Source organism: Flavobacteriales bacterium, from assembly GCA_016716605.1.
Taxonomy (GTDB): Bacteria; Bacteroidota; Bacteroidia; order Flavobacteriales_F; family PHOS-HE28; genus PHOS-HE28.
Map to the genome: position 1 here is coordinate 3,428,795 of JADJWA010000001.1, position 25,398 is coordinate 3,454,192.

The 25,398-nt window shown below is 62.4% G+C and carries 26 protein-coding genes; 7 read left to right on the forward strand and 19 right to left on the reverse strand.

Translation table 11 applies throughout. From position 1 onward, the window contains the following. Positions 1 to 22 precede the first annotated feature (22 nt). Positions 23 to 1,378, reverse strand: coding sequence for a hypothetical protein (locus IPM12_13940; protein ID MBK9148905.1), 1,356 nt, complete (start codon positions 1,376 to 1,378; stop codon positions 23 to 25). Between the two features lie 108 nt (positions 1,379 to 1,486). On the opposite strand from IPM12_13940, the gene IPM12_13945 reads away from it, so the two are divergent. Beyond that, positions 1,487 to 2,506 (forward strand): ThuA domain-containing protein, encoded by a 1,020-nt coding sequence (locus IPM12_13945; protein MBK9148906.1) that lies wholly within the window; start codon positions 1,487 to 1,489, stop codon positions 2,504 to 2,506. Here the strand turns inward: IPM12_13945 and IPM12_13950 are convergent. From IPM12_13950 to IPM12_13960, 3 genes are read right to left on the reverse strand one after another with little or no spacing between them, the layout of a single operon-like run. Then, complete coding sequence (locus tag IPM12_13950; protein ID MBK9148907.1) at positions 2,493 to 3,893, reverse strand: hypothetical protein; 1,401 nt, start codon at positions 3,891 to 3,893, stop codon at positions 2,493 to 2,495. The genes IPM12_13945 and IPM12_13950 overlap by 14 nt on opposite strands. 27 nt (positions 3,894 to 3,920) lie before the next feature. After that, a complete protein-coding gene (locus IPM12_13955; protein ID MBK9148908.1) occupies positions 3,921 to 4,877 on the reverse strand; it encodes a glycosyltransferase family 2 protein in 957 nt (318 codons plus the stop codon). A 23-nt stretch (positions 4,878 to 4,900) separates the two neighbouring features. Next, positions 4,901 to 6,019 (reverse strand): hypothetical protein, encoded by a 1,119-nt coding sequence (locus tag IPM12_13960; GenBank protein ID MBK9148909.1) that lies wholly within the window; start codon positions 6,017 to 6,019, stop codon positions 4,901 to 4,903. A gap of 155 nt (positions 6,020 to 6,174) precedes the next feature. Between IPM12_13960 and IPM12_13965 the strand changes: the two genes are divergently transcribed. From IPM12_13965 to IPM12_13980, 4 genes are all read left to right on the forward strand, one after another. Continuing rightward, positions 6,175 to 7,890: a hypothetical protein gene (locus IPM12_13965; protein ID MBK9148910.1), complete on the forward strand. Its 1,716-nt coding sequence runs from the start codon at positions 6,175 to 6,177 to the stop codon at positions 7,888 to 7,890. A 92-nt stretch (positions 7,891 to 7,982) separates the two neighbouring features. Then, positions 7,983 to 8,474 carry a YajQ family cyclic di-GMP-binding protein gene (locus tag IPM12_13970; GenBank protein ID MBK9148911.1) on the forward strand — a complete coding sequence of 164 codons (492 nt, stop codon included), beginning with the start codon at positions 7,983 to 7,985 and terminating at the stop codon, positions 8,472 to 8,474. A 3-nt stretch (positions 8,475 to 8,477) separates the two neighbouring features. Next, complete coding sequence (locus tag IPM12_13975; protein ID MBK9148912.1) at positions 8,478 to 9,410, forward strand: DUF3667 domain-containing protein; 933 nt, start codon at positions 8,478 to 8,480, stop codon at positions 9,408 to 9,410. A gap of 46 nt (positions 9,411 to 9,456) precedes the next feature. After that, a complete protein-coding gene (locus IPM12_13980) occupies positions 9,457 to 10,722 on the forward strand; it encodes a hypothetical protein (GenBank protein ID MBK9148913.1) in 1,266 nt (421 codons plus the stop codon). 171 nt (positions 10,723 to 10,893) lie between these two features. On the opposite strand, the gene IPM12_13985 is transcribed toward IPM12_13980, so the two are convergent. From IPM12_13985 to IPM12_14030, 10 genes are all read right to left on the reverse strand, one after another. Beyond that, the gene (locus IPM12_13985; GenBank protein MBK9148914.1) at positions 10,894 to 11,619 is read right to left on the reverse strand and encodes an NRDE family protein; all 726 of its coding nucleotides are present in this window, start codon (positions 11,617 to 11,619) and stop codon (positions 10,894 to 10,896) included. A 31-nt stretch (positions 11,620 to 11,650) separates the two neighbouring features. After that, a complete protein-coding gene (locus IPM12_13990) occupies positions 11,651 to 11,974 on the reverse strand; it encodes a hypothetical protein (GenBank protein MBK9148915.1) in 324 nt (107 codons plus the stop codon). Between the two features lie 61 nt (positions 11,975 to 12,035). Continuing rightward, positions 12,036 to 12,761, reverse strand: a complete 726-nt coding sequence (locus IPM12_13995; GenBank protein MBK9148916.1) for a hypothetical protein — start codon at positions 12,759 to 12,761, stop codon at positions 12,036 to 12,038. Next, the gene (locus IPM12_14000; GenBank protein ID MBK9148917.1) at positions 12,751 to 13,671 is read right to left on the reverse strand and encodes an endonuclease/exonuclease/phosphatase family protein; all 921 of its coding nucleotides are present in this window, start codon (positions 13,669 to 13,671) and stop codon (positions 12,751 to 12,753) included. Before IPM12_14000 ends, IPM12_13995 begins: the two co-directional genes overlap by 11 nt. Next, entirely contained in the window at positions 13,668 to 14,147 is a 480-nt protein-coding gene (locus IPM12_14005) for a hypothetical protein (GenBank protein ID MBK9148918.1), read from the reverse strand. The genes IPM12_14000 and IPM12_14005 overlap by 4 nt, the downstream gene beginning before the upstream one ends. After that, positions 14,144 to 15,703, reverse strand: coding sequence for a DUF4173 domain-containing protein (locus tag IPM12_14010; GenBank protein MBK9148919.1), 1,560 nt, complete (start codon positions 15,701 to 15,703; stop codon positions 14,144 to 14,146). Before IPM12_14010 ends, IPM12_14005 begins: the two co-directional genes overlap by 4 nt. A gap of 3 nt (positions 15,704 to 15,706) precedes the next feature. Beyond that, positions 15,707 to 15,994, reverse strand: coding sequence for a transcriptional regulator (locus tag IPM12_14015; protein ID MBK9148920.1), 288 nt, complete (start codon positions 15,992 to 15,994; stop codon positions 15,707 to 15,709). Continuing rightward, entirely contained in the window at positions 15,991 to 16,662 is a 672-nt protein-coding gene (locus IPM12_14020; GenBank protein MBK9148921.1) for a hypothetical protein, read from the reverse strand. The genes IPM12_14015 and IPM12_14020 overlap by 4 nt, the downstream gene beginning before the upstream one ends. 68 nt (positions 16,663 to 16,730) lie before the next feature. Next, positions 16,731 to 17,441: a ZIP family metal transporter gene (locus tag IPM12_14025; GenBank protein ID MBK9148922.1), complete on the reverse strand. Its 711-nt coding sequence runs from the start codon at positions 17,439 to 17,441 to the stop codon at positions 16,731 to 16,733. After that, the gene (locus IPM12_14030; GenBank protein MBK9148923.1) at positions 17,438 to 18,166 is read right to left on the reverse strand and encodes a methyltransferase domain-containing protein; all 729 of its coding nucleotides are present in this window, start codon (positions 18,164 to 18,166) and stop codon (positions 17,438 to 17,440) included. The genes IPM12_14025 and IPM12_14030 overlap by 4 nt, the downstream gene beginning before the upstream one ends. Before the next feature lie 129 nt (positions 18,167 to 18,295). Here IPM12_14030 and IPM12_14035 point away from each other — a divergent pair, with 129 nt between their 5' ends. Both IPM12_14035 and IPM12_14040 read left to right on the forward strand, forming a co-directional pair. Continuing rightward, the gene (locus IPM12_14035; protein MBK9148924.1) at positions 18,296 to 18,862 is read left to right on the forward strand and encodes a hypothetical protein; all 567 of its coding nucleotides are present in this window, start codon (positions 18,296 to 18,298) and stop codon (positions 18,860 to 18,862) included. 11 nt (positions 18,863 to 18,873) lie between these two features. Beyond that, entirely contained in the window at positions 18,874 to 19,266 is a 393-nt protein-coding gene (locus IPM12_14040; protein ID MBK9148925.1) for a DUF1987 domain-containing protein, read from the forward strand. Here IPM12_14040 and IPM12_14045 read toward each other — a convergent pair. From IPM12_14045 to IPM12_14065, 5 genes are all read right to left on the reverse strand, one after another. Continuing rightward, positions 19,263 to 22,328, reverse strand: a complete 3,066-nt coding sequence (locus IPM12_14045) for an ATP-binding cassette domain-containing protein (GenBank protein MBK9148926.1) — start codon at positions 22,326 to 22,328, stop codon at positions 19,263 to 19,265. The genes IPM12_14040 and IPM12_14045 overlap by 4 nt on opposite strands. Before the next feature lie 86 nt (positions 22,329 to 22,414). After that, entirely contained in the window at positions 22,415 to 22,837 is a 423-nt protein-coding gene (locus tag IPM12_14050) for a hypothetical protein (protein MBK9148927.1), read from the reverse strand. A 2-nt stretch (positions 22,838 to 22,839) separates the two neighbouring features. Beyond that, entirely contained in the window at positions 22,840 to 23,742 is a 903-nt protein-coding gene (locus IPM12_14055) for a hypothetical protein (GenBank protein ID MBK9148928.1), read from the reverse strand. Positions 23,743 to 23,842: 100 nt separating this feature from the next. After that, the gene (locus IPM12_14060; protein MBK9148929.1) at positions 23,843 to 25,099 is read right to left on the reverse strand and encodes a sugar MFS transporter; all 1,257 of its coding nucleotides are present in this window, start codon (positions 25,097 to 25,099) and stop codon (positions 23,843 to 23,845) included. Positions 25,100 to 25,177: 78 nt separating this feature from the next. Then, positions 25,178 to 25,339 carry a hypothetical protein gene (locus IPM12_14065; GenBank protein MBK9148930.1) on the reverse strand — a complete coding sequence of 54 codons (162 nt, stop codon included), beginning with the start codon at positions 25,337 to 25,339 and terminating at the stop codon, positions 25,178 to 25,180. Positions 25,340 to 25,398: the final 59 nt, after the last annotated feature.

Sequence of the window (25,398 nt, forward strand, 5' to 3'; positions counted from 1 at the left end):
AGACAGCCGCTCGTGGATCGGGCTATTTTGACTTGTACTTGACCGCGCCTTGTGCGAGCAGGTGCTCGATGTCGTTGTTGATGCTGAGGATCAACAGCGATGTGGCCGTGCAGAAGACCGGGCTGGTGATGCAGTGGTGTCCGTTCCAGCTGCCATCCTGATTCTGGATGCTCACCAGGCGGCCGGTGGTCTGCTGGTACCAGTTCTTCCAGCCGTTGTCCTTGGCGATCACCAGCGACTCACCCGTCTGCAGGAAGCTGAGGAACTCCTCGCCTCCGTTGTTGCCGAATCCGCTGATCACATCTTCACGCTGCGCCTGCTGCTTGGCGGATTCATACACCTGATAGGCGGTATTCAGCCGCTCGGCCTCGCTGCGCGACACGCCGGCCTTCTCCAAGGTCTCAACGGTCATAGGCGCATTCTTGGCGATGCGCCCTTCCTTCTTCGCCTGGATCACCACCTCATTCAACTCGCGTGCCTCAGCGGCGCTGTTGCGCGTGCTGCCGCTCACGGCGTAAAGGGTCACGCCCGCCGCGCGTTCCGTGGCCACGGTGCCTTTGCCGGCGTCGAAGTTGCTCTTCTGGAAGTCGCGCGCGAGCTTGAGCGATTCGTCGTCCACCACGGCGCCTTGCGACTTGGCGCTCTCCAAGGCACTAGCTGCGAAGCTGCTCTGCAGCACGCCCGCCCAGCCATCGCCGCGCTGGCTGCCGTCAGCGTTCTGCCCGCGCTGGATCATGTCCACGCAAGTGTTCAGCGCGCGCATGCACCGGAGGCGCTTCGGGTGCTGCTCGTCGAGCTTGGCCACAAGATTGCTCAGGAATTGCGCGGTCAAGGCGACATCGATGTTGGCGCCGAGCTTTGCCTGGATCTGCGTGCCCTGCAGCTGCGTGATGTTGATCGAGTTCTTCGGCGCAGATTCCACTTGCTTGAGCAGGTACTCCGTCACGCGAGAGAGCTGCTGGGCGTACGGACCATCATCGAGCGTGCTGCCCATGCGCATGACGGCCATGGCCACCATGGCCGAGGTTGCCGGATCCGTGCTCACGGCATGCGGATCGGTGATGTCCTGCCGCGAATGCGTCCCCGCACCGTAGCCGCCATCGCTGGCCTGTGCCTTCACCAGCCAGCTCAACGCGCGCTGCTCGCTCTGCAGCACAGCGGTCGGGGCCTTCAGCGCGAAGGCGCTATCGAGGCCGTCGCCTTCATACACCGTCATGAACACGCAGCCCTTGGGCTTGGGCTTGGGCGCGTGGCAGCATACCGGATCGGTTCCGGCCCGGACTGAGTCCGGCGTACCTGCCGTTCTGAAGGAGACCAACAGGGCCGCGATGCCTGCTGCGCCGGCAAGTGCGGCGATGACGAAGAGATGCTTTTTCATGGCTAGTGCGTTTGGGCCTTTCCGCTGAGATGCGGAAGAAGGGCGATTTGCACATGCGGTACACGGCATTGGCTCCCGGGTTCGATCGCTGAGGGAATACCTTCGGCCATGCGTGCGTTGCTCGTTGCAGGCCTGATCCAGGCCTTCACCCTCCCGGCCCAGAACCGGGTACTTCATTTCACGAAGACTTCCGGCTACGATCACAACACGCGCGCGGCCTCTTTCGCGATGTTCCAAACCATCGGCTTGGAATTGGGCCTTGAAGTGGATGACGACGCCACCGGCGACCCGTTCAGCGACCCAGCAACGCTCAGCCAGTACAGCATCATCGTATTCAGCAACACCAGCGGCAACAACATCCTCAGCGCGCCGCAACGGGCCAACTTCGAGATCTGGGTGGCCAACGGCGGGAGCGTGCTGGGCATCCATGCCGCCACCGACACCTACCGTCATAGCACGGCCAATGGCGGCAACACGGGCACGTGGGATTTCTACGCGGAACTGATCGGCGCCAGCGTGCAGGAGAATCCGAATCACGTGGACGGTACCCCGCAGTACGCGCTCTCGCATGCCGATGCGCATCCTTCCACCGACGACGTGCCCGACCCTTGGCTGAAGAACGAGGAGTACTACTACTGGGAGGGCGGCTATTTCGGGCCGGACAACGCGGAGGTGCTGCGCGTGGAGGAGACCCTTGGCCCGAACGGCCTGGTGAACAGCTACGATGCGCCTCGCCCGATGAGCTGGTACCGCGAGCTGCCTTCCGGGAGCGGCGTCTTCTATACGGCGCTGGGCCATGCTCTCTCCAACTATACTGATGACGCGATCTTCCGGGAGCATATCCTCGACGCGATGCGATGGCTCCATCAAATGAGCACGGAGGTCCCGGATCTGTTGAACCCCGATGCGTGTTCCATCGCGCCGAACCCAGCCGATGCTCTCGTGCGTTTCTCTTGCCAGGCCAAGGATTGCGGCTCCCATTGGCGGCTGATCGATGCGCAGGGCCGTGAGCAGGCTTCAGGGGCGATCCGCGCCGGCTCGGCAACCTTGGCCACTGATGGCCTCGAGCCGGGTTATTACCTGGTCATCACGGCTGCCGGTGCGCAACGCTTGGTCATCGCACGATGATGCGCACCGAATCGGCCTGCAGGTAATTCGCGAGGGACCTGTTGATCCAGTGCTCAGGATCATCCGTGGCATCGAGGAAGCGCAGTGATCGCGGGGGATCCACCAGCGCCGGTACCTCGAGCAGCTCCGAGCCCATGGCTCTTGCCTGTCCGATGTCCTCGTAGCGAGTCCGAAGTTGGACATCGAAGCGCGCGAGCCTCCCGCTCAAGAGATCGGCGGTCAATCGCCCGCCGCTCCCTGTGGCCAGGCAGGTGATCAGCAGCAGGCCAAGCGCCCAGCGCTGCATGCCCTCCTTCATCGGCGGCCAAGGCCTACCCGATCGCCGCAACATCTCCGCCCGCACCGAAATCAGAAACAGGAACCAGCCTGGAAGCAGTGCGAGCAACGCTGCATTCACGGTACGGTGCTGACCGAGCAGCCCAGTGGCCCAGAAAGGCAAGGCCATGCAGGCCAGGAGCATGACCGCGAGCATGAACGCGACTAGCAAGGGCCGGGGAAGCCGCGCAAGGATCCCTGTCGAAGCCTGCATCCATGCGCGCAGGTTTGCCAGGAAGAGCGCGCTGGAGAGCAGCAGGGCCGGCGAGAACAGCCACACCAGCGCGAAGCGAGTGGTCTGCAAGGCAGCCCCCGACGCGGTGCGCCATGGGTCGTGCCGCAGCGGGAAGAGCTCCCCGCGCACAGCGTTACCCGGCGCGGCGGCCATGACCAGGCCCGAAGCGAGCGCCAAGGCGGTCACCAGCAGCAGGGGCCCATGCAAGCGGCGGTCCTTGCGCCACCGGATGATCAGCAGCGTGATGTGCGCACCGACCACCAGCATCATGTGCAGCTCATTGAATCCAGCGATGATCACGGCCAGCGCTCCCATGCCCATGGCGCGGCGCCAGGAGATGCGCCAATGATCGGACCAGGCCTCAAGGTGGAGCGCCAGCAACCAGAGCACCAGCGCGCCCGGCAGCAGGTAGCTCACGGCGCCAGTGTACCAATAGATGCCCTCGCTGAGATCGGGCATGAGCTGGAGGAAGAGCAAGAGGAAGAAGCCTGCACCGATGGAGGCATCGCGACGTGTGAGCAAGGGAGCCGCTGCGCGGATCAGGCGGCGCGCGCAGGTCCAGGTGAGCACGAGCAGCAGCAGGGGCACGCAACGGTACAGCCACAAGCCCGGATCAGCGCCGAGCACGAGCGGGCCGCGCAGCGTGAGCGGATTGCTGCACCAGCGTCCGTTCCAGTTCCTGTGCTCATCGGCCAGTCGGGGCAGGAGCTCCGTTCGCATGCCGATGGACGCATAGCTGAGGTCGTCGGCGAAGGGATGGATGAAGCCGCACACCGCCGCGTAGCGCGCGAGGGCCAGCACCAGCAGCAAGGTGATCACGGTGCGCGCGCGCGGCATGCGTCAAAGATGATCCGCGTCGCGGCGTCAGAATCCCACGCGCTCCTTCACCCGGTACACGTTCCGCTCCGGGCTGTAGCGGCGCACCAGCTCCGCCACGAAGCCCATGGTGAACAGCTGCACGCCGATGACCATGGCCGTAAGGGCCACGAAGAAGAGCCCTTGGTCGCTCACGCGCGGCGCGGCCTTGCCAAGGGCATAAACGAAGTAGAGCTTCTCCCCCACCACCCAGCATGCGCTGAGCAGGCCCACCACGAACATGAGCGTGCCCACCGCGCCGAAGAAGTGCATGGGCTTGCGCCCGAAGCGGAACACGAAGGTGATGGTGAGCAGGTCGAGGAAGCCGTTGATGAAGCGATCGAGCCCGAACTTGCTCTTGCCGTACTTGCGCGGATGGTGCTTCACCACCTTCTCCCCGATATGGCCGAATCCTTCCTTCTTCGCGATGAACGGGATGTAGCGGTGCATCTCGCCGAAGACCTCGATGCTCTTCACCACTTCCTTCCGGTAAGCCTTCAGCCCGCAGTTGAAGTCGTGCAGCTTCACGCCGCTCACGCGCCGGGTGGTCCAGTTGAAGAGCTTGGTGGGGATGGTCTTGCTGATCGGATCGAAGCGCTTCTTCTTCCAGCCGCTCACCAGGTCGAATCCTTCCACGTGCACCATGCGGATCAGCCCGGGCAGCTCATCCGGATCATCCTGGAGGTCGGCATCCATGGTGATCACGACCTCGCCTTGCGCGGCGATGAATCCCTCGTTGAGGGCCGGGCTCTTGCCGAAGTTCCGCCCGAAGCGGATCCCCTTCACCCGCGCATCGGCCTTGGAGGCCTTCTGGATCTCCGCCCAGGAGCCATCGGCGCTGCCATCATCGATCAGGATCACCTCGTAAGCCACGCCCATGCTGCCAAGCACCCGATGCAACCGATCGATGAGGATCGGCAGCGACTCGCGCTCGTTGAGCAGGGGAACGACGATGGAGACATCCATGCTGCAAGGTTAGCGACCGCGGCTCACAACGTCTTCTGGTAGATCCGGTAGCGCTTCCAGACCGTTCCGCCCAGGCGCTCCAATTCCGCGCGCATGCGATGGTTGGTCTCCAGCACCAGATGGCTGTCCATGTGCGTGAGCCCACGCTGCCGGGCAGCCTTCATCAGCGCGATGCCGAGCACGCAGGTTAGGCCAAGCCCTTGCAGGTCCGAGCGTACCGCACCCAGGAAGAGGTCTAGCTGCCTGCTCCTCTTCATGGCACGCAGGATATGCCACCAGCCCAGCGGGAGCAGGCGGCCATTCGCGCGTCGGAGGCCTTCGCTCATGTCCGGCGCAGCCACCACGAAGGCAACTGGTTCATCTTGCGCATTGACGATCACCCGCACGAAATCAGGATCGAGCAGGGGCATGTACTGCGCAGCCAAGCCGCGCATCTCCAGCTCGCTCATCGGCTCGAAGCCGAACAGCGCGGTGTACGTCTCATTCACCAAGCGCAGCACCGGCACGATCCACGGGTTCAGCTCGCGCTTCGACCGGAAATGCAGCAGCCGGAACCGGCCATTGCGCAGAACGCGCTCCGCGATGCGCTCATGGAGATCGGGGGCCGCTGGCGGAATGTCCACGCGGTAGGAGACAGCATCGATGAGCTTCCGGTAGCCGCATCGCTCAACCAAGGGCGGCATCCAATCCGGATTGGACGGCGTGGCGATCACCGGCAGGTGCTCGAACCCTTCGACCTGTAAGCCTTGCGGGTCCTTGTCGCTGAATCCGAATGGCCCGATAAGGCGGAGCATGCGACGTTCGCGAGCCCAAGCTTCGGCGCGCTGCAAGAGGGCCTGCGCAATGGCTGGACTGTTGGTGCAATCGAGCTGGTAAAAGCGGGCTGTATGCTCCTTGTGCGCGGCGTTGTGGCCAGGGTGGATGATGCACATGATCCTTCCGACCGGAACCTCGTCCTGCCAGGCCATGAAGCGGGCCACCAGGCACTTGGCCAAACTGGTGTTCCGCCGCGGGTCGTGGAATGCGCGCTCATCGGCCAACAAGGGCAGCACGCGGTTCGGGCGGTCGTTCACCAGGCTGGGCACGCGCAGGTACTCACGGAGCGATTCGCCCCGGGCGATCGGGCGGATGAAGAAGCCCATGCTGCGAAAGTGGGGCTCAGCAGCCCTCTTCGCAGGCAAGAATGGCTTCCCCGTTGTGCCGGGGCGGACCGTTGGACTTGTGACCGTTGTGATTAACATTGCCCTGCGTGCCTGAGTGCGGTGCGCGCCAATCCGTAACCCAAAACCACACACGCATGAAGAAGAACTTACTCACCCTGGCAGCGGTATTCGCCAGCGCTGCCGCCCTGCACGCGCAGCTCACCGTGTACGTGCAGCAACCGCCCTCCTTGGAAGGGCCGCTCGAATTCACCTGGAACCAGTGGGGCGCCATGCCCGACATGAACGACCCGGCGAACAATATCGTGGGCCAGGCCTGCTTCGTGGATGACGGCACCGCTGAGGATAGCCTCGGCTGCAACGCACTGGTCAATGGTGCGAGCATCGCAGGAAAGATCGCCGTGGTGTACCGCGGAGTATGCGAGTTCGGCATGAAGAGCATGAACGCGCAGGATGCTGGAGCCATCGCCGTGGTGGTGATCAATAACCAGCCCGGTGCGCCGGTCGTGATGGGAGCCGGCGCTGTAGGACCGAATGTGACCATACCGGCCGTGATGATCTCGCAGGAGGCCGGTGCCACCTTGCGCGATGCCATCCTCACATGCAACGACCTGGAGCTCTTCATCGGCAGCCAGCAAGGCTTCTACCAGTACAACCTGGGATTCGATGGCGGCGACATCCTGGTGCCTCGCACAGGCGCGATCCACAGCGTGATCCATACCAACGCAGCGGAGTATAGCGTTGATCTGGGCGTGAACATCCACAACTACGGGGCGCAGACCATGCCGAATGCACGTGCGCGCTGCGTGATCACCCAGCAACCTGGGGCCAGCGTGGTGTACGACCAGACCTCGGCAAGCGCCGACATCCTCTCGGGTGACAGCCTTTACGTGACCTTGCCCACCTTCAGCCAGTCGAGCTATTCGGGCAGCTACGAGATCGTGTACAGCGTACTTGGAGACCAGCCCGACGAGTTCACCTCGAATGACACTCGCACGATCAACCTGACCGTGGTGAACGACAAGTTCACGTACGCGATCTGCGACGCGGCCACGCAAGCCATCCAGAGCAGCACGCACGTGGTGCCCGCCAATAACACGGCCGGCTGGCGCTCTTGCGTGCATTTCCGCGACCCCAACGCATCACGGCTGGCAGCCACGGGCTTCTGGTTCACCGCAAGCCGTCCTTCGACCGCCGTGCTCAATGACGAATTGGTGGAGGCCACCCTCTTCGAATGGACCGCGAACGTCACCGACCCGATCCAACTCCCTGATGGCACGGACCTATCCCCGATCACCTTCGGCGTGTACACCTTCACCAGTGACCTCACCAATACCCCGATCTACGTGCCCTTCGACGAGAACGTGACCTTGGTGGACAACACGCGCTACCTGCTCTGCCTCGACAGTTACAGCGGCAACGTGTGGCACGGTTGGGCCGGCACGCTCAATTTCGACCGCACTCAGGGGATTGTGGGCGAGCCCATTTCCATGATCCGCGCAGACGGTACGTGGTACAATGGCTTCACCGGCCTCGATGGAGCCCCGTCCCTCACCATCGCCGCTGTGGATGCCACGACGATCGGCATTGATGAAGAAGCGGTGCTGGAGGCCACGCCCTTCCCGAACCCGACCGCGCACTGGGTCCGGATCCCGCTCAAGGGCATCAATGGCGCCGTCGGCCTGAGCGCCTTCGATGCCAAAGGCAACAGTGTGATCGAGCAGCGCGCCCAGGTGGGCAGCGATGGCACGCTCACGGTTGACATGACCAGCTTGGCCAATGGCATGTACGTGTTCAAAGTTGCCGACGACGACGGCCGCACCGCCGAGTTCCGCGTACAACTGAACAAGTAAGCGCTCCACTCCTGCAACGAGCGGCTGCATCTTCTGATGCGGCCGCTCGCTTTTTGCGCCTGTCGCATCTTTGGCGTTGCAACCCGGAACCCATGCCCAGCTTGGACATCCTCTCGAAGGTCGACCTGCAGATGCTCGACAATGCCGTGAACGTGGTGAAGCGCGAGATCGAGAACCGCTACGACCTGCGCGGCACCAACAGCACCGTGGAACTCGACAAGAAGGCACTCACGATCAAGTTGAGCACGGAAGACCACATGAAGCTCGATGCCATCGTGGACATCCTGCTCGAGCGAAGCGGCAAGCAGAAAGTGGATGTGCGGAGCTACGACTTGAAGGAAGAGCCCGTGCCAAGCGGCAAATCGCTCTACCGCATCATCAAGGTGAAGCAGGGCATCGAGCGGGAAACTGCGAAGAAAATCGTGAAGGCCATCAAGGACAGCGGCCTCAAGGTGCAGCCGCAGATCATGGACGACCTGATCCGCGTGAACGGCAAGAAGATCGACGACCTGCAGGCGGTCATGGCCTTGTGCCGCCAGCAGGATTTCGAGCTGCCCCTGCAATTCGAGAACATGAAGAGCTGAGGCATGGCCCGCAAGCGGCAGAAGCGCCCCGAATGCCCCAACTGCGGGCTGCGCCTGCGCGAAGAGGACAATTACTGTGCGCGTTGCGGCCAAGAGAACCACACGCACAAGATCCCGGTGCGGCATTTCATCATGGACCTGCTCGGCGGCCTGTTCAACTTCGACACCAAGCTGCTGCGCACGTTTCGCGACCTGTTCTGGCCGCCCGGCCTGGCGACCCGGAATTTCAATGAGAACAAGCGGGCGCGCTACGTGCCGCCGCTCCGACTATACCTATTCACCAGCCTCTTGTACTTCGTGGCAATCGCCTGGCTCCCTGACAATGGGCGCGACTCGGCTACTGATGATGTGAAGGGCGTGAATCTCACGGCGGGCAACGATTCGCTCGACGAGGCCTTGGCGCGCCTGGCGCGGGATGGCAAGCTCACCGATGCCGTGCTCGACAGTGTCATCTCCATTGGCGGCGACGAGCCCGGCTTCATCACTCGGCGGCTGCTGCGAACCGCGGCTGAGCAGCACGCGGGAGGTGCAGCGAGCCGGTCATTCACGCAGCAGCTGCGCCGCAACTTCAGCACGGCCATGTTCGTGCTGGTTCCGCTCTTCGCGCTTTTGCTCAAATTGATCTGCCTCCGCCAGAAGCGCTTCTACACCGAGCACCTGGTCTTCGCGCTGAATTACCATTCCGCCTTCTTCATCCTTCTTCTCTGCGCCAGCCTCCTCGATGCGGCGTTCATGGCTGCGTTCGGCACTAACGATTGGGCCTTACGGATCGCGATCATCTCAGGATTCGCTTCCTTGCCTTGGATGATGCGCACGGCCTATCAACGACCATGGGTCCGCACCGTGGCCGCAGCCGTGCTCCTCCTCGTGGTTTATGTGCTTCTGCTCGGCCTTTCCATCGGGCTCACGGCCTTTATCACCTCGATCATCACCTGAGGCAGCGGCAGGTCCCTCAGCAGCGTCATGGCATCACCGCATACCCATGAAAACCAAGCTCACCCTCTTCGGTCTGTTGCTCACCACGGCCTTGAAGGCCCAGACCTACTTCTACATCGACCAGATCGCCGTGGTGCCCGCCAACCCCACCACCAGCGATGAGGTAAGCATCCATCTCATCGGAAACCTCAGCAGCACCGGCTCCTACATCGTAAGCGCCACGGCCCAAGTGAATGCCGGCATCGTGGGTCTCACCGTGATCGCGGCAAGCAATGGCGGCCTCACGGTACTGGTGCCCCATACGGAGACCATCTTGCTGGGACAATTGCCCGCTGGCGATCATACCATCGCTTTCACATTGAATTCCATCGGGATCCTCGACGGTGCTCCGGCGCCTCAGCACCTCTTCACCGTTGCGGGCGGAGGAGACCCTTGCGTGAATCTCGACCTTGTGTCCGTGCAATGGCACCCGTTCTCGGATACCGCGATCGTTGTGCATGTGATGAACACGAACCCGGTGGCCGAGCTCTTCGACTACCCCAATTTCATCCTGTTCGATGCGCAGGGCGACACGCTCGCCAAAGAGGCCGTGTACTTCTTCGGCATTGGCGAGGATAGCTGGCATGTGATGCGCGTGATGGACGGGGTGGAGGTGCCTGATTCACCGTTCAATGGCAGGCTGGAACTGTGGACCGGCTTCACCACGGCAATGGCCTGCTCGTGGGACTTGGAGCTCGACCTGTGCCCGCCGCCACCTTGCGTGACCTTGTACCCCAGCATCGGGAATTTCGGCGGCGCGTTGATCACCGCCAGTTATGACTGGGCAATCTTCAACGGGCCCATCGTGGCCGCCATGGGCCAGTTCAACTTGGCCGATCAGATGCAATCAGATGCCGACACGATCTGCCTGCCTCCGGGCAATTACGTGATGGAAGTGAATCCGCTCGGTCCTCCTGCAGGAGGCAATCCCATGTACATGGTTGTGGCCGATGGCTGGCAGAGCACCGAAGCTTGGCCTGTCTCGTGGTCGCTGCCCATCGGGCTCGATTTCGCGGTGCATGAACCTTGCATCGACGGTACCAATGGCATGGCTGTGCTACCGGTGATGAACGCTTCGGTGATCCCGGTTCTGGATGGGATCCTCATCCGGCGATACGACGGAATCCCTGTGGGTACCGTGCGCTTGTTCGATTCCCAGGGCCGAACGCTCATCAACGCGTTCGGCACAAGCAGCGAACTGGTGCTTGCCGGCGAATGGACCGGGCTCCTGCTCGTCGCACTGTCCGATGGGGTCGTAAAGGTGATCCGCTGAAACGGCGGAACCCGCCTTACGGGGCGGGTTCCTGGGTATTCCGATCTCCTGGCTTACGGGCCTGGAAGGGGGCTTCAAACGCCGTTGGGCCTCGCCCCTTGTGACCGGATATGCCGTTGGTCCCTTACCGGACCTGAACCTGCAACGCGAGCATCGTGCCGAATGTTGCGATCACTGGATCACGAAACGCTCTCGCACGGCAAACCCGGTGGCATGTGTACGCTCCTCGAAGCGCACCTCCCCATTATGGCTGACGAGGATCACGGTTGAGCAGTGAGTGCCATAGCCCGGCATCGCGATCCGTATGCTGCTCAGCGCCCGCTCCCTTTCCAGGTCAAGACCGGTGTCGGGAAGCTCTGAATCGCTTGCACTGCGTTCATCGGACAGGATGCTGAATATGGCCTCCACGCCGGGCTCCTCCATCGCAGCTACATCCTGGAGGGCGCTCACAGCGCGACGCACTTTGGGCCAAGGCGTGTTGAGCAAGGCATTGCTGAGGCCATGCACGCCAGGGGCGATGCGCTCATCCGCACCAGAGATATTCGACCGGAATCGGAGGTGCTCCACTGTTCCATGCAATAGGTTATACCCGTCCATCGGCTCTTGATCAGGAGGCGGCTCTGCGAGCAAGGCGTCGCGCACCAATAGCCCGCGCGATGGCCCATTCACCGGCGCCCGGCGCAGGTCACGGAAATTGGTCACCGCGGCGAACCGCCCATTCGTGGTGATGCCCACCCAGGTGCCCAGTGCCTTGCCGTCGCGGCCTGCCAGGATCCCGGGCAGGTCCGGCCAGAAGTGCGCAGGGACCGTGGGCCGATCGAGGAACTCGTCGCGATTCGCGGCCACGATCAGCGGATAGCGCGGATTCGTCTTGTAAGCGAAGGCGATGAGGCACACGCCGTGAAGCTACGGGCAGCACGAACGGAACTCACAGCACCGATTCGCCACGCAGGAACATGACGAAGATGAATGTCATGAGGAAGTGATGCACGAGGAGCATGGCTGCGGCCAGCGCCAGGATCTGCTTGCCGCTCTTGGAGAGCTCAGGGAAAAGCAGCTTGTTGTTAATGGCGATGATCGGCAGGGGGATCGTTGCCAGCAGGAAGGTGATCGCCAGCACCTTGAAGAGCACCACATTCTGCAACAGGCCGAAGAACAGGTGCGCGTAATAGAAGATGAAACCCAGCGTGGATAGGACTCCCAAACGCATGAAGAGGCGGGCCTCGGCGAGCATCTTGGTCTTGTTTTCCATGGGGATGACGCAGCGCTTCAACGGGGTTGCGTCCCCTCCGGTTACAATATTTTCAACACGCTCACCCAGGCCTCACGGCACCAATTCCCCTAGACGCGCGCATGGTTCCTGCGGTTGCCACTGCAGCCCCAGCCAGGAACCAAGGCCATGGGTAGCGATTCGGGATATAGTCCCGGCCCTGCATGAGGGCCTTTGCACCAGCGTCGCCCATAGAGGTAACGCTCGTGAGGGCGTCGAGCCCCTCAACGCGCATCAAAGGGTCGATGGTGAATGATATGATCATGAGCAAGGCGCCGGTGATCAGCATCGCCCATGAGCGGCCATCGACCCGGAAGGAAGCGGATCTTGACCGGCCGAGCAGGATCACGCAGGCCAGTATGATCAGGCCCAAGGAGATCGCGCACGGCGCCCACACCGGCCCCACCCAAGGCACTGGAATCAGAAAGAGCAGGTCGCGGCTCAGGAGGCTCGAAGGCCAGCCGAGGATCACCTTCAACCATGCATAGTAGAAGATGTCCCACATGCCGAAGCCGAAACAGAACCAGGCGAAGCGCTCCAAGGCCGACCTTGTGATCAATGCGGCTGGCGCAAGCAGCATCAGCAAGGTGGCCAGCTCACGACCGATCTCGGTGCCGATGAGCGATCGATCCATGGGGACCAGCGGGAAATCGAAGCCCTCTGGGTAATACAGTGCGCGCAAATAAACCACCACCGCGCTCTCCAGGAAGGCCATGGCGATGTAGAAAGCGCTCATCCACGCGAATGCGCGGCGGATGTCAGTGCGCATGGGAGATGTGGAGTTGGGCGAGCAACCCGCGGTGGTCGCTGCCAGGAATACTGAAACTGCCGATCGCTGATGCGCGCAACGGCCCGCGCACCAAGGCATGATCGAGAGGGATGAAGGCGATCGGTCCGATGGATGGCCACGTAGCCATGCCCGGATCATTCAAGGAGCGGAGTCCGCTGCCTGCGCAAAGCCTGCGGTAGGCATCGTCCCAATGCACGGTGTTCAGATCGCCGATGAGCACGGTGGGCAATTCGCTCCGTGCGATGCGATCGGCAAGTGCGCGCAGTTGGGCATTGCGCCGCGCGAATTGGCCAGGGCTGCCCGGCGACGTGGCGTGCGCGATGAAGACGCGGACCGGGCCTGCTTCAGTTCCCACCTCGGCTTCGATGAACGGAGCCCCGGCCATGACAACGACCTCCGCATGGTGCAAGGGCACGCGGCTGAATAGCGCGATGCCATAGCAATTGGTGCGGGGCGCGATCACCTGGTGCGGGTACTCGGATTTCAAGCCCTCGCGCAGCGCCAGCGCCCATTCCGGACTGACCTCCTGCACACTCACCAGGTCGGCATCGGCCCCGAGGATCTCGGCGAGGACCGCACTGCGACGTGTATTCGGCTGGAGCACATTCAAGTGAGCAATGCGCAGATGAGGCCTCTCACTTGGGGCGATCAGGTCCTGGCTGGGCACTTGCAGGAGCTGCAGCACGATGAGCGAGCCAAGCATCGCGGCCGATGCCGGCCACCACCAGCGCTTGAGCAGCAGCAAGAGTGAGATTGCCGTGAACGCCACGGCCCACCAGAGCGCGAAGGCGCGCGCCAACATGGGCAAATAGGCATCGGGCGCGAAAGCCAGTCCGCACGCGAGCGCGAGCAGCAGCGAGGTGATGAATAGCTGGCGGCGATGATTCATGGTTGAGCTCGCTGTTCCCTTTCGAGCTTGTTGATCCGCTTCAACACCAGCCATAAGGGCACCGCGCCGAACACGCCGAAGGAAGCATCGACGCATCGCCAGAAGAACGGGATGTCGCGCACGGGCGCCCATGCAAAGGCCAGCACCAACACCAGTGCACAGCACCACAGTCCCCACTCCACCACCCACTTGTTGCGCAGTGGGTCGCGCCAAGGGCCAATGAAGGCCAGGCCGATCACCACGTGCGCGAAGGCCAGCCAGTCGGTGCCATAGAAGAGGATCGGATAGGTGGCATCCACGTGCGCCACGGCCTCAGCGGCATGCGAAGCCCATTGGTGCACCACGCCGCCGATCGGCGCGGTCCAGGCCTGCAACAGGCCGGTGAGCCAGACCAAGGGCACGGCCGTGAGCCCGCTGATGACCAGCGCTACCATGAAGAAGGCGAGCCAGCGGCGGATGTAGCGCAGGTCGTTCATCGCACAGCTACGACCGCCTTCTCCTTCAGACAGCTAAGTGTTCGCGCGTCCGACCAGGTCCACTCCTGCCAGTGCTGGGCCTGCATGCGCTCCATGAATCGGTCGCGCTTCGCATCAAGGGCAGTCCGGAACGCCTGCGGCTCCAAATGACCGACCCAACGGACGCGGTTGCTCTTGTGCCGTTCCATCTGCTGTTCCACAAGGCCAATGTTGGCATAGAGCAGCGGCAGCACCTTGTCGCTCATCGCGAGGTAATTGTCGATGTCGATCTCGCCCGGGTTGCTGTGCCTCAGGTTCACGCGCACGATGAAGCTGTCCCAATCGACCGTGGTGAGGCCGATCAGCATGGCGAAGGCGGCCCAGGTGTTCACCCGCACCAAGTAGTAGAGCGTGCGCCGCTCGCGCACCTTGATGAACAAGGTGACCAGCCCGACCAGCACGAGCGCGAGGAACACGATCACGCCGATGCGCTTGTAGGCCAGGCCATGGAAACCGATGTAATGCCAGTTGCGCAGGAACACGGAGACCGCCAGGATGCCGTTCTGTACCACCCACAGCAGGGCGAGGCGCTTAAGCCAGGCGTTGCGCCAATAGAAGTTCTGATTGCCCCGGAAGAACCAGAGCACCACCACGATGCTCAGCAGGATGCTGAAGATCAGCGCCCATGTGCCCTCATGCACGAACTGCTTCAGGCTGAAATCCTCAGGCACGGTGAAGCCGAACCACACCCAATCGATGTCGATGATATTCACCACCAACAGCAGCACGTTCACCAGGGCCAACAGGACTATCCCGCGACGGCGCTCGCGCTCCAATGGATCCATCGCCAACGGCGCGAGCCAATGCGGGCGATTTACGCGGATCCGGCGCATGGCGTCGCTCATCCCCTCTTCCCATTGCGCCACCAGCTTGGGCGCGAAGCGGAATAGCATTCCCGCGCAGACGAAGAGGCCGAAGAGGAAGAAAAGGGCATGCGCCGTGAATACCAGCTCGAAGAACTGAGCGACTACCTGCCAGATGCCGTCGAGGAATCCGGCCGTGAGGTGATCGAATTTCGGATTGCCCACACGATAAAGCTGGAAGAAGATCGCGAGTACGAGCAACGGGATCACGCTCAACCGTGCCCAGCGCCAACCGGTGCGCGCGGCGCCACGCTTCGGAAGGAGCTCATTGGTGCCATCGAGCGTGGCAATGGGCAGCGACACGTAGTTCGCGAGGGCTTGCGAGAAGGCGAGCGGGATGCTCCGGAGCGTGCGCTCATGGCCCATCGCGCTCGACCAGATCAAACCGAGCACCGCCATGATCGGCGCGATCACGCTGCCATGGACCGCTACCATCAAGGCGGCCACCACGGTGCCGAGCATCGCCCAGCGCGCTGGCAGACTCAAGGCCTCCAACCCGATGCGGTGCGCAATGAGCACCACCATGAGCACGGCGAAGAGCGCAAGATTCAAACCGATGCCCATCTGGAAGAAGAGCCGGTCGAAGATGAAGGCCGAGAGCAGTGCGATGATCAGTGCGGACCGGGATCGGATCCAGGAGGCGATGGCATTCATGGGTCAAGGTTTGGGTATGAGGCGCTCGATGGCGTCGAGGTGATCACGGAATGCGCGCCCGCCGGCTGCGGTCGCCTTGTAGCTGGTGTTGGGGCGCTTGCCGATGAAGCGCTTGCGCACCTGCACGTACTTCAATTCCTCCAAGGCGGACAAGTGGCTGGCGAGGTTGCCATCGGTAACGCCTAGGAGCTCCTTCAATTGCGCATGGTCCACCCACTCATTCACGGCGAGCACGGCCATGATGCCCAAGCGCACCCGGCTCTCGAATGCTTTATGGAGCCCTTCTATCATGCCTTCTCACCTCCACGCTCGTGACGCAGCCACATGAGGCCGCCATAGAAGATGTGCAGCACGCCGAAGCCCAGCGCCCAGAAGAGCAGGCCGGCATCGGCCCAGAAAGCGGCCACCGCGCCGAGGGCCATATCGCTCAGGCCGAGCCAGCGGATCTCGTCAAGGGTGTACTTGCTCGCATTGAGCAGCGCGATGCCATAGAAGAGCAGCGTTGCAGCTGGCACCAGCTGGACGGCACCGTTCAGGATGAGCGCCAGGGAGAAGAGCCCACCACCGACCAAGGGCAGGAACAGGTTCGCCACCATGCGCCGCGCGCTCGCATCCCACAGGCCCTGTCCCGTGCGCTTGCTCCGCCGCCAAGTGAACCAGAACGCTCCGAGCAGCGCCACCGCGAGCACGAGGGCGCCATCGGCCAACAGGAAGGTCACATGGTCCCACCACGCATCCTGTCGGCTCATTGGGCCCAGCACGATCGTCTCGCCGGAATAGCCAGTGTAATCGCGACTCCAAACCAGCGCCAGGTGATGCTCGCGCGCCGCGAAGGCCCCGAACAGCGCCGCAACGCCAGCAATCACCCCGCTCAGCCCGCTGAGGCTCAGGAATCGGGTGCTGCGATCCATTAGGCCGCGGATGCGGGCCAGCTCGTCGAGGTGCTCCTGTTGGTTCATGTGCAAAGCTCTTTGCGCTGCAAAGTAACGGGGCGCGATCGCGATCCGTATGCGTTCCGCAGAAAAAATCAATGCACGGCCAAAGCCGCCAGCACCACCCCGATGATCACGGCAGCGAATCGCGCGGCGTTGAAGCGGTGATCGGGCGCGCTCTCGAAGATGATGGTGGTGCCGATGTGCAGCAGCATGCCGATGGCCAGGCCCAGCATGCGGTGCAGGAAGTGGCCATCCATCCAACCGCCAGCAAGGGTGCCGGCACCGATGCCCAACGGTGCGGCCAGTGCGAAGAGCACCAGCATGAGCCAGCTTGAGCCCGATGGCACGCCTGATTTGAGCAGCACGGTGGCCAGGGCGATGGCCATGGGAACCTTGTGCAGCACCACGCCAGTCAGGAATGGAGCATTGCTGGCCACACGCTCATCGGCGAAGGGCATGCCCTCGGTGAAGGAGTGCAGGAAGAGACTGGCCATGGTGAGCCAGGGCAGGGCGGCTTTGGCACCGTGCCGTGCATGCACATGGATGTGGCCATGCTCGATGCCCTCACTGAAGAATTCCAGCACCACTTGCAGCAGGAAGCCACCCAGCACCCACGCTCCGATCATGGCCCCTTCCTCCTCGTAGAGCTCGGGCAGCATGTGCAGAAAGACCACGCTCACCAGAAAGGCGCCGCTGAAGCCGAGCAGCAATCGCAGCCATTTCTGATCAGGCCGTACCACACGAACGGCCGCGCCGGCGATCATGGGCAAAGCGAAGAAGAGAAGCGCGACAAAAGGAATCATGCGTGAGGCTTACGGGTCCAGAGTACGAAGCGCTTCGAGCGCTCGGGGTCGAAAGGTTCGAGAACCGGACCATCGGTGCGGTCCTCAATGAAAAGGCCTGCCTTCAAGGCCATGCCTTCGATCTGGGCCGGGCTCAGGGCTTGTACGCGCTCCTCGAACAGATGCGAGCATCCCTTATCAATGACCGCGATGCGCTTCACCAGCACATCACCCTCACAATGCCGGGTCACCTCAAAACGCACCTCACCGACTTCATGTTCCTCGGCCGCCACCAGTTCACGGAGCACCAAGGGGGCATTCATGAAATCGAGCACGAACCGCCCACCGGGCGCGAGCATCGCCGCCACCGCATCGAGCACGCTCTGATCGTCGAGGAGGGAATCGAAGTAACCCAGACTGGTGAACAGGCAGGCGATGCCATCGAACCGGGCATTCCTGATCGGATCGCGCATGTCATGCTCAATGAACCGCGCCTCGGGAACCGCATCGCGCGCCTCCTGGATGCTCTCCGGACTGAGGTCCGCCCCGGTCACGTGGAAGCCCAATGACGCGAAATACCGCGCATGGCGCCCGCGGCCGCAAGCCAGATCGAGCACGCGAGAACCTGCAGGAAGGGCCCACCGGCTCTGGATTGCTTCGACCCAAGCCCGGGCCTCCGTTTCGTCGCGGTGGCCGTAGAGCAGCTTGTAGTACGGGGTGCCGAACCAGTTCCTGTACCAGCCCATTTGCTGAGCGCGAATGTAGGCCGGGGCAAACAAGCGGGCTGACATACGGGCGTGGATAACTCCGCCCCCTGCTATACGAGGCCCTGACCCCGCCGGTCTTGTTTTGTAAGGCTCTCCGCCCCAAGCCACATGGCCGACCTGCTCGACCGTATCCACGACCTGTATGATGAATTGGAGAAGCACCGCGTGATGCTCTCGTTCAAAGGAGGGCTTTCGCCCGAATTGATCACCGTGCTGCTCAATCTGGTGGAGCGAAAGCTCGAAGGCATGGAGCCTGACGCCAAAGCGCGCAAACGCGTATTCAACGTGGTGGTCGAATGCCTGCAGAACCTCTATCATCACAACGGGCATCTGCGAGCGGCCCATGATGGACGTGAAACCACCTCCGATCCGCACGGGGTGGTCATGCTCGCGCGAACCGACACGGGCTATTCCGTGCTCACCGGCAATTTCATGCACGGCGCCGATGTGGACATGCTCAAGAACCACTTGGACCGGATCAACTCGCTCAACGCCGAAGCGCTCCGCGAATGGTACCTTGCCAAGCTGGCCGATGGCAAGTATTCAGAAGCCGGCGGTGGCGGGCTGGGCATGATCGACATCGCTCGGCGCAGCGGGGGCAAGCTCGGCTATGCCTTCGTTCCGTACGATAAGGACAGTGCCTTCTTCAGCCTGAACGTGAACGTGAACACCTAGACCAGAACGCCATGGAACCGCTCCACCTCGAAGGCAGCCCCAAGACCCCGCACGTGCATTTCGACCCCGCATCCGGACTGCTCGAGCTCAAGGGCCGCTCCATCCCGGAGAACAGCATCGATTTCTACAAGCCGCTGATCGATTGGATCGAGAAGTACGGCCGCAACCCGAATGCGAAGACCGCGCTGCATGTGCAGCTCGAATACTTCAACACGAGCAGCAGCAAGTGCATCCTCGATGTGTTCAAGCGGCTGGAGCCGATCCGCAGCGCCGGGAATGAGGTCACCGTGCTCTGGCACTATGAGGCCGACGATGAGGACATGCTCGAAGCGGGTGAGGATTACTCGGGGATCATCAACCTGCCTTTCAAGATGATCCAGATCGCCGAGGTCAGCGGCGATTAGCGGACGCGGCTGGCCATCCTCGGCAGCAGCCTGCCGGCCTTCTTGAAGAGCTCCAGGTAAAGCGCGCCAAAGAGCATCAGGCTCATCATCCAGATCACCGCCACGTTCGCGGCCAGGGTACTCACCCGCACGCCGAAGAGGAGCTTGGCCGGTGCATAGAAGTGAGCGCTGAGCGGGCCTCCAGATAGCGGCTCCATGTAGATGGGGTCGCTCTTGCGGATCAATTCACCACGGTTCTCCACGATCACGCGCAGGTCATTCTTATTGGTGACCACATCGGCCAGCCCGTCATTGCGGTAGCGGTCGAGCAGGTCGAAATAGTCGGCTCGTAGCTCTGGGGTGGCCGTCATCTCGGCGATGCGGCGCTCTTTCGCGCGCTCGGCCTCCTTGTAAACGCTGCGGTAGTGCTGAGTGAGCGTCTCCAGGGCTTCGCTGATGGCGTGCAACTCCTCCGGGCGAACGGTCGAGGCTGAGAGCCCCCCTAGTCCAGGCACGCTGAAACCGGCCAATTGGCGCTCCTCCTTCTCCAATTCCGATCGCAACAGGGCTAATGATGCGTCGAGGTCGGCCTGGCCTCCCGCACGCCCCTCAATCACGGCCTTGGCCCTGTCGATGTGGTTGCGCAATTCACTCAACCAGAGGTCCTTCTTCCAATTCGCCGTTTTCATGCGCAGGTCCCACGCATAGAACTCGCGCTCGTACGGATTCTCCTTGAACTGCGTGACGGCCAGCGCCTCGTAGGCCCAGCGGCTGGCCATCACATTGCCGATCCAGGGAACCCCCTTCTCTGAAGCGAAGAGCGGGTGCAAGCGATCGAACTTCACGATGATGCCGCTGAAGAGCAGCTGCGGGATGATCAGCACCGGGATCAGGATGTAGATGACCTTGGCGCTGCTGAAGGTGGCGCTCACATTCAGGCCCAGTGCGTTCGCGAAGCAGCTAGCGCTGAACAGCACCAGCCAGTGCGCCCAGCCCAGCGCCTCGATGCCGAGCACCGCGTTGCCCACCAGCACGAACAGCCCGGTCTGAATGGCCGAGATGCCGAAGAGGATGCCGAGCTTGCTCATCAGGTAACTGAGCCAGCTCAGATCCAGGAACTTCTCGCGGGCGAGGATCTTGCGGTCGCGCAGGATCTCCTCGGCGCTCACCGTGAGGCCCAGGAAGAGCGCCACGATCACGGCGATGAACAGGTACTGCGGCATGTTGGCGTTGGTGCGGTACACGTACCCAGCATCCCCGGCATAGCGCAGGAAGAACGACATGAAGAAGGCCAGCACCGGCGCTTCCAGCAGATTGATCAGCACGTATTGCCGGTTGGCCAGCTTGCTCAACAGGTCGCGCTTGAAGTACACGCGCATCTGCCGCAGCCGGCCAGGGATCGTGAAGGTGCTCTTCGGCACATTGCGCTCATCGGGAACTTGCGCCACGCGAACGGCCATCTGCGCTCGGAACACCTCGTTCCAGGCGTCCGGCCCGATGCGGCGCTGATCGGTCTCATTGCCGTACTGATCGACCAGCCGAGCCTCCAGGATATTGAAGATCTGCTCCGGGTTCACGTTGCCGCACGCTGCGCATTGCCCTTGCTCGCTGTTCACCTGACCGGTCACGCGCTTGAAGTACACCACCGCGTCAACGGGATCGCCGCTGTACACGGGGTGCCCCTCCTGATCCATGAGCAGGAGCTTGTCGAAGAGCTTGAAGATGTCTGATGACGGTTGATGGATCACCACGAAGACCACCCGGCCGCGCAGGGCGAGCTCCTTGAGCAGGTCCATGATGTTCTCGCTGTCGCGTGAGCTCAGGCCGCTGGTGGGTTCATCCACGAAGAGCACGCTGGGCTCCCGGATCAGCTCCAAGGCGATATTGAGCCGCTTGCGCTGGCCGCCGCTGATGGTCTTCTCCAACGGGCTTCCCACCTTCAGGTCCTTGGTCTCGTAGAGGCCGAGTGTCTGCAGCATGCGCAAGGTGCGCTCGGCCACCTGTGCATCGCTCTGGTCCCCGAAGCTGAGCTTAGCGTTGAAGAAGAGGTTCTGATAGACGGTGAGCTCCTCGATGAGCAGGTCGTCCTGGCTCACGTGGCCGATGACGCCCCGGATCCGGTCACGCTCACGATGCACATCGATGCCGTTGATGGTAACCCGGCCGCGCGTGGGCACCAGGTTGCCATTCAACAGGTTCAGCAGCGTGCTCTTACCGCTGCCGCTGCCACCCATGATCCCAATGAGCTTGCCACTGGTCTCAGCCAGGTGCAGCTCGTGCAGGCCCATGCGGCCGTTGGGGAATTCGTACTCGATGCCATCGGCGCGGAACACGATGCGCGGCCGGCCCTGCTTGGCCATGAAGGCCTGCAGGATGTCGCTGTAGTATATGGGCACTCCGCTGGGCGGGCGCATGCTGCTTCCGTTCTCAAGCACGTAATGCCCGCCGGAGCCCACGCGCTGGCCGTTGAGCAGGAGCTCATCGCGCCCGCTGTAGCGCATCACATAGAGGTGAACGCTGGGCACGTGCAGCACCCGCACCTCGCCATCCAATCCATGCGCGTGCAGGTGCTTGGCCGACGCCAGTCCGCAGGTGGCAGCGCTATTGATGTAGAGCAATTGCTCCGCGTCGAGGCGCTGCTCCTCCTCCGCACAGACGAAAGCCCGGCATCGGGCGAAATCGGACTGCGCGATATTGAACGTGTCCGCCACGATGCTCACGAATTCATCCTCTTGCCGGCTCACCACGCCATCGGCGTGGATGAACTCCAGCAGGTGCAGGAGCACCACGAACTTCTGGCGCTGGTTCAGCTCCTCATTCACCTGCGTGCAGATCTTGAGGACCTTCACCGAATTGAGCGAGGTGCGCTTGCGGGCCGCCTTGCCACTGCTGCTCCCATGGAAGGCCTGCACGAAGGCCTGGTAACGGGCCATGTGCGCAGCAGCGGTCTCCGGACTGAATTGCTTGCGTAGGAAACGCTCAAGTATGGCGGCGTTCTCTGGACGGGCGCCCAAGCCCACCGCCTCGCCCCTGGCGATGATCGCGAACAGCTGCAATAAGGCCTTGAGTATCTTCTCGCTCATGCGCACCACTCCCGCCGGGATCCGAGAAGGTCCCAAAAAGAGCGCCCCTCTCAACGGGAGGGGCGCCCAAAAGTTCCGGAGGAGGGCTACCGCTTGAAGCCGATGAGCATCACCGCGCAGCCACTGCCTGCCTTGCTCGGGTCGAGGGTGGCTTCCACAACCACATCAAGGGTGCTGGCAATGGCCAAGTCCCAGTAGGGCGCGTTCCGGTGGTCCTTGTTGGTGAAGAGCAGGTTCCGCTCCTTGGCTGTGTCGTACACGCTGAAGATCAGGTTCCCATCGGTGTCACCACTGCAAGCAGCGACGCGGTACGTGGTGCCGCCGAACAACGTGAGGCCGAACTCGGCCACCTCATCGCCCTGCAAGAGCGCACGGTAGAACTGGCCATCGGGAATGTAATTAGCTGCGATGTGCTGCTCGCAACGGGCCGCGATGCCCTGGCAGATGCCCTGAGCGCCAGCGGAGGCGGCGGCGGAAACCAGCAGAAGTGCTAATAGGGTGCGTTTCATGGTCAGGCAAGGATCATGTTGCGCAAGGCGGCCACCTTGGCGGCGATGGCGGCGAGCTGCTCAGCGCTCACTTCCGCGGTGCTCTTGCTGTTGATGTAGGTGGTCATCTTCGCGGCATCGGTCACCGGAGCCTCGTACACGTAAGTGGTCTTCACGCCATCCATCTCCCGCCGCAATTCCTTCAGGCCCTTCATCAGGGCATCGCTCGCGCCGTCGGCATTGATGCCATCGACCACTGTGAGGAGCCCATCGAGGGTGCCCTTCTGCTCGCCGATGCGCGCCATGAGATCAGCGTTCGATGCAGCTGCTGGATCCGCGAGGGTCAGGTGCATGCCCTCTACCCAGCCGCCCGCCAGCACCCATGCGCTCACATCCAGCGCGTCGTTGGTCTTCAAGTATTGATCGGCGGCGCGGAAAGCCATGCCGCTGAAGCGAAGCAGGCTGTCCTCGCTGCCCATGTTGGCCTTGAAACGCTCCACCAGGGCCTTATCGAAGGCATTGCTGAGCTCGAGCTTGCCACCCAGCTTCTCGATGGTCTCAAGCGTGGCCAAAGCGCGCTGGGGGTCGCGATGCACGGTGGCGTAGGACATGTCCGCGCCATAGACGCCCAGCATCAGGGCTTGCGCCATGCGGGCGGTCATCGCATCGCCCTTCTCCAAGGGCGCCGTGAGGTCCTTCTGGTACTTGAGCCCGGCCTTCTTCACCGCCAGCGCGGCCTGCACCGGCGAGGGCACGCTGAAGAACTTGCCGCCGATGCCGATCAGCTCTGATTCCTTATCGGTGGCCTGGGTGGTGAGCGAATCGGTGCTTTGTTGCTGGCCATCGCTGCTGCCGCCTCCACAGGCGGAGACCAATGAGAGCAAGGCCACGGCCGGCAAGGCTCGTAGGGATCGTTTCAATGACATGCTGCCCGGTGTGTTAACGGCACCGAAGGTAGAATCATGGTTCCGAGGCCTTCTTGCCCTTGCCATCCAGTTTTCAACACGTATTGATTCAAGGCCGGGATCACCAGCTCTTCAAGCGCCATCCGCGCACACTGTACCAACCGATGAAGAGGTAGCACGGGATGAGGATCAGATAAGCCAGTTGGGGGCCGAGCCTAGGAGCGTCCGCCAATGCCCCATATGCCAATGGCAGCAATGCTCCACCCGCGATGGCCATGATCAGAAGCGCGCTCGCCGTCTTCGTATGGCGGCCGAGTCCATCAATCGCCAAGGGCCAGATCGCCGGCCATACCAGCGCATTGGCCAGCCCGAGCAAAGCGATGCACAGCACCGAGCCGTATCCTTGAATGGTAACGGCGGCCAACGTGCCCGCCAAGCCCACCAGCGCTGAAGCCTGCAAAGCCTTGGCCTGCGAGATGAATCGAGGAATCAGTGCGATGCCGATGACGTAGCCCACCACCATGCAGATGAGGGTATAAGAGGTCAGGTGCTTGGCCTCCGAGAGCGGAACGCCCTGCGTTCCGGCATAAACCCCGATCGTATCGCCAGCGATCACTTCGGCCCCCACGTACAGGAAGAGCGCCGCCACGCCAAGCACCAGGTTCGGGAAGCTCAGCACGGTGCGCCCATCACCTTGCTCCGTGGTGGAGTCCACCTCGGGATCCAGATCCGGCAACGGCGCGAAACGCACGAGCAGCCCGAGCGCGAAAAGGACGACGGCCATCACGGCATACGGCTGGAGGATCCGCAACGCCACCTCATTGAGCCGGCCCGCAAGGGCAGGCCCCTCCAGCGCATCGATCTCGGCTTGCAGCGCATCGGCATCGCCAAGGAGCACCGCCCCGAGGATGAAAGGCGCCGCCACCCCGGCTATCTTGTTGCAGATGCCCATGATGCTGATCCGTGCAGCTGCGCTTTCAATGGGCCCAACCACCGTGATATACGGATTGCTCGCGGTCTGCAGCAGCGAAAGACCAGTGCCGATGACGAACAGGCCCAACAAGAAGAGCGGATAGGATCGCCCGAGCGCCGCTGGAACGAAGAGCACCGCGCCGAGCGCCATCACCCAGAGGCCGAACATCATGCCCCGTTTCATGCCCGTGCGCTTAAGTACCATCGCCATCGGCAAGGCGGTGACCGCATATGCGATATAGAATGCCAGCGTGACGTAGAACGGCTCCGCTCCCTTCCGCAGTTCGCAGACGATCTTCAGGTAGCTGATCAGCGGCCCGTTGATCCAGGTGACGAATCCGAAAAGGAAGAACAAGGCCCCCAAAACGACGATTGCCGTAGTGGTGCTGCGCGCGGTCTGGCTCATTCGGCGGTGAAAGTATCCGGGCGCTGTCCACCGCGCCCGGTCCTCACGGTCCTCCACCAACAGCCGCGTGTGCGATCCTCACCAGTTCACCGCGCGCTTGTAGTAACGTGGGAACCGGATCCGCTTGCGCATGGCCTGATAGTAACGGTTCCACATCGGCGTGGGCTGCTCATACACCGAGGCGCTCAACGTTTCGCTGGGCACCTCACGCTTCGTCTTGGTTCCATTCATGCGTGCCATGCCCACAAGACAATCGAATCGTCCGCTTTGTTGCCCTGGAGAGCAGATCTGCACAAGCA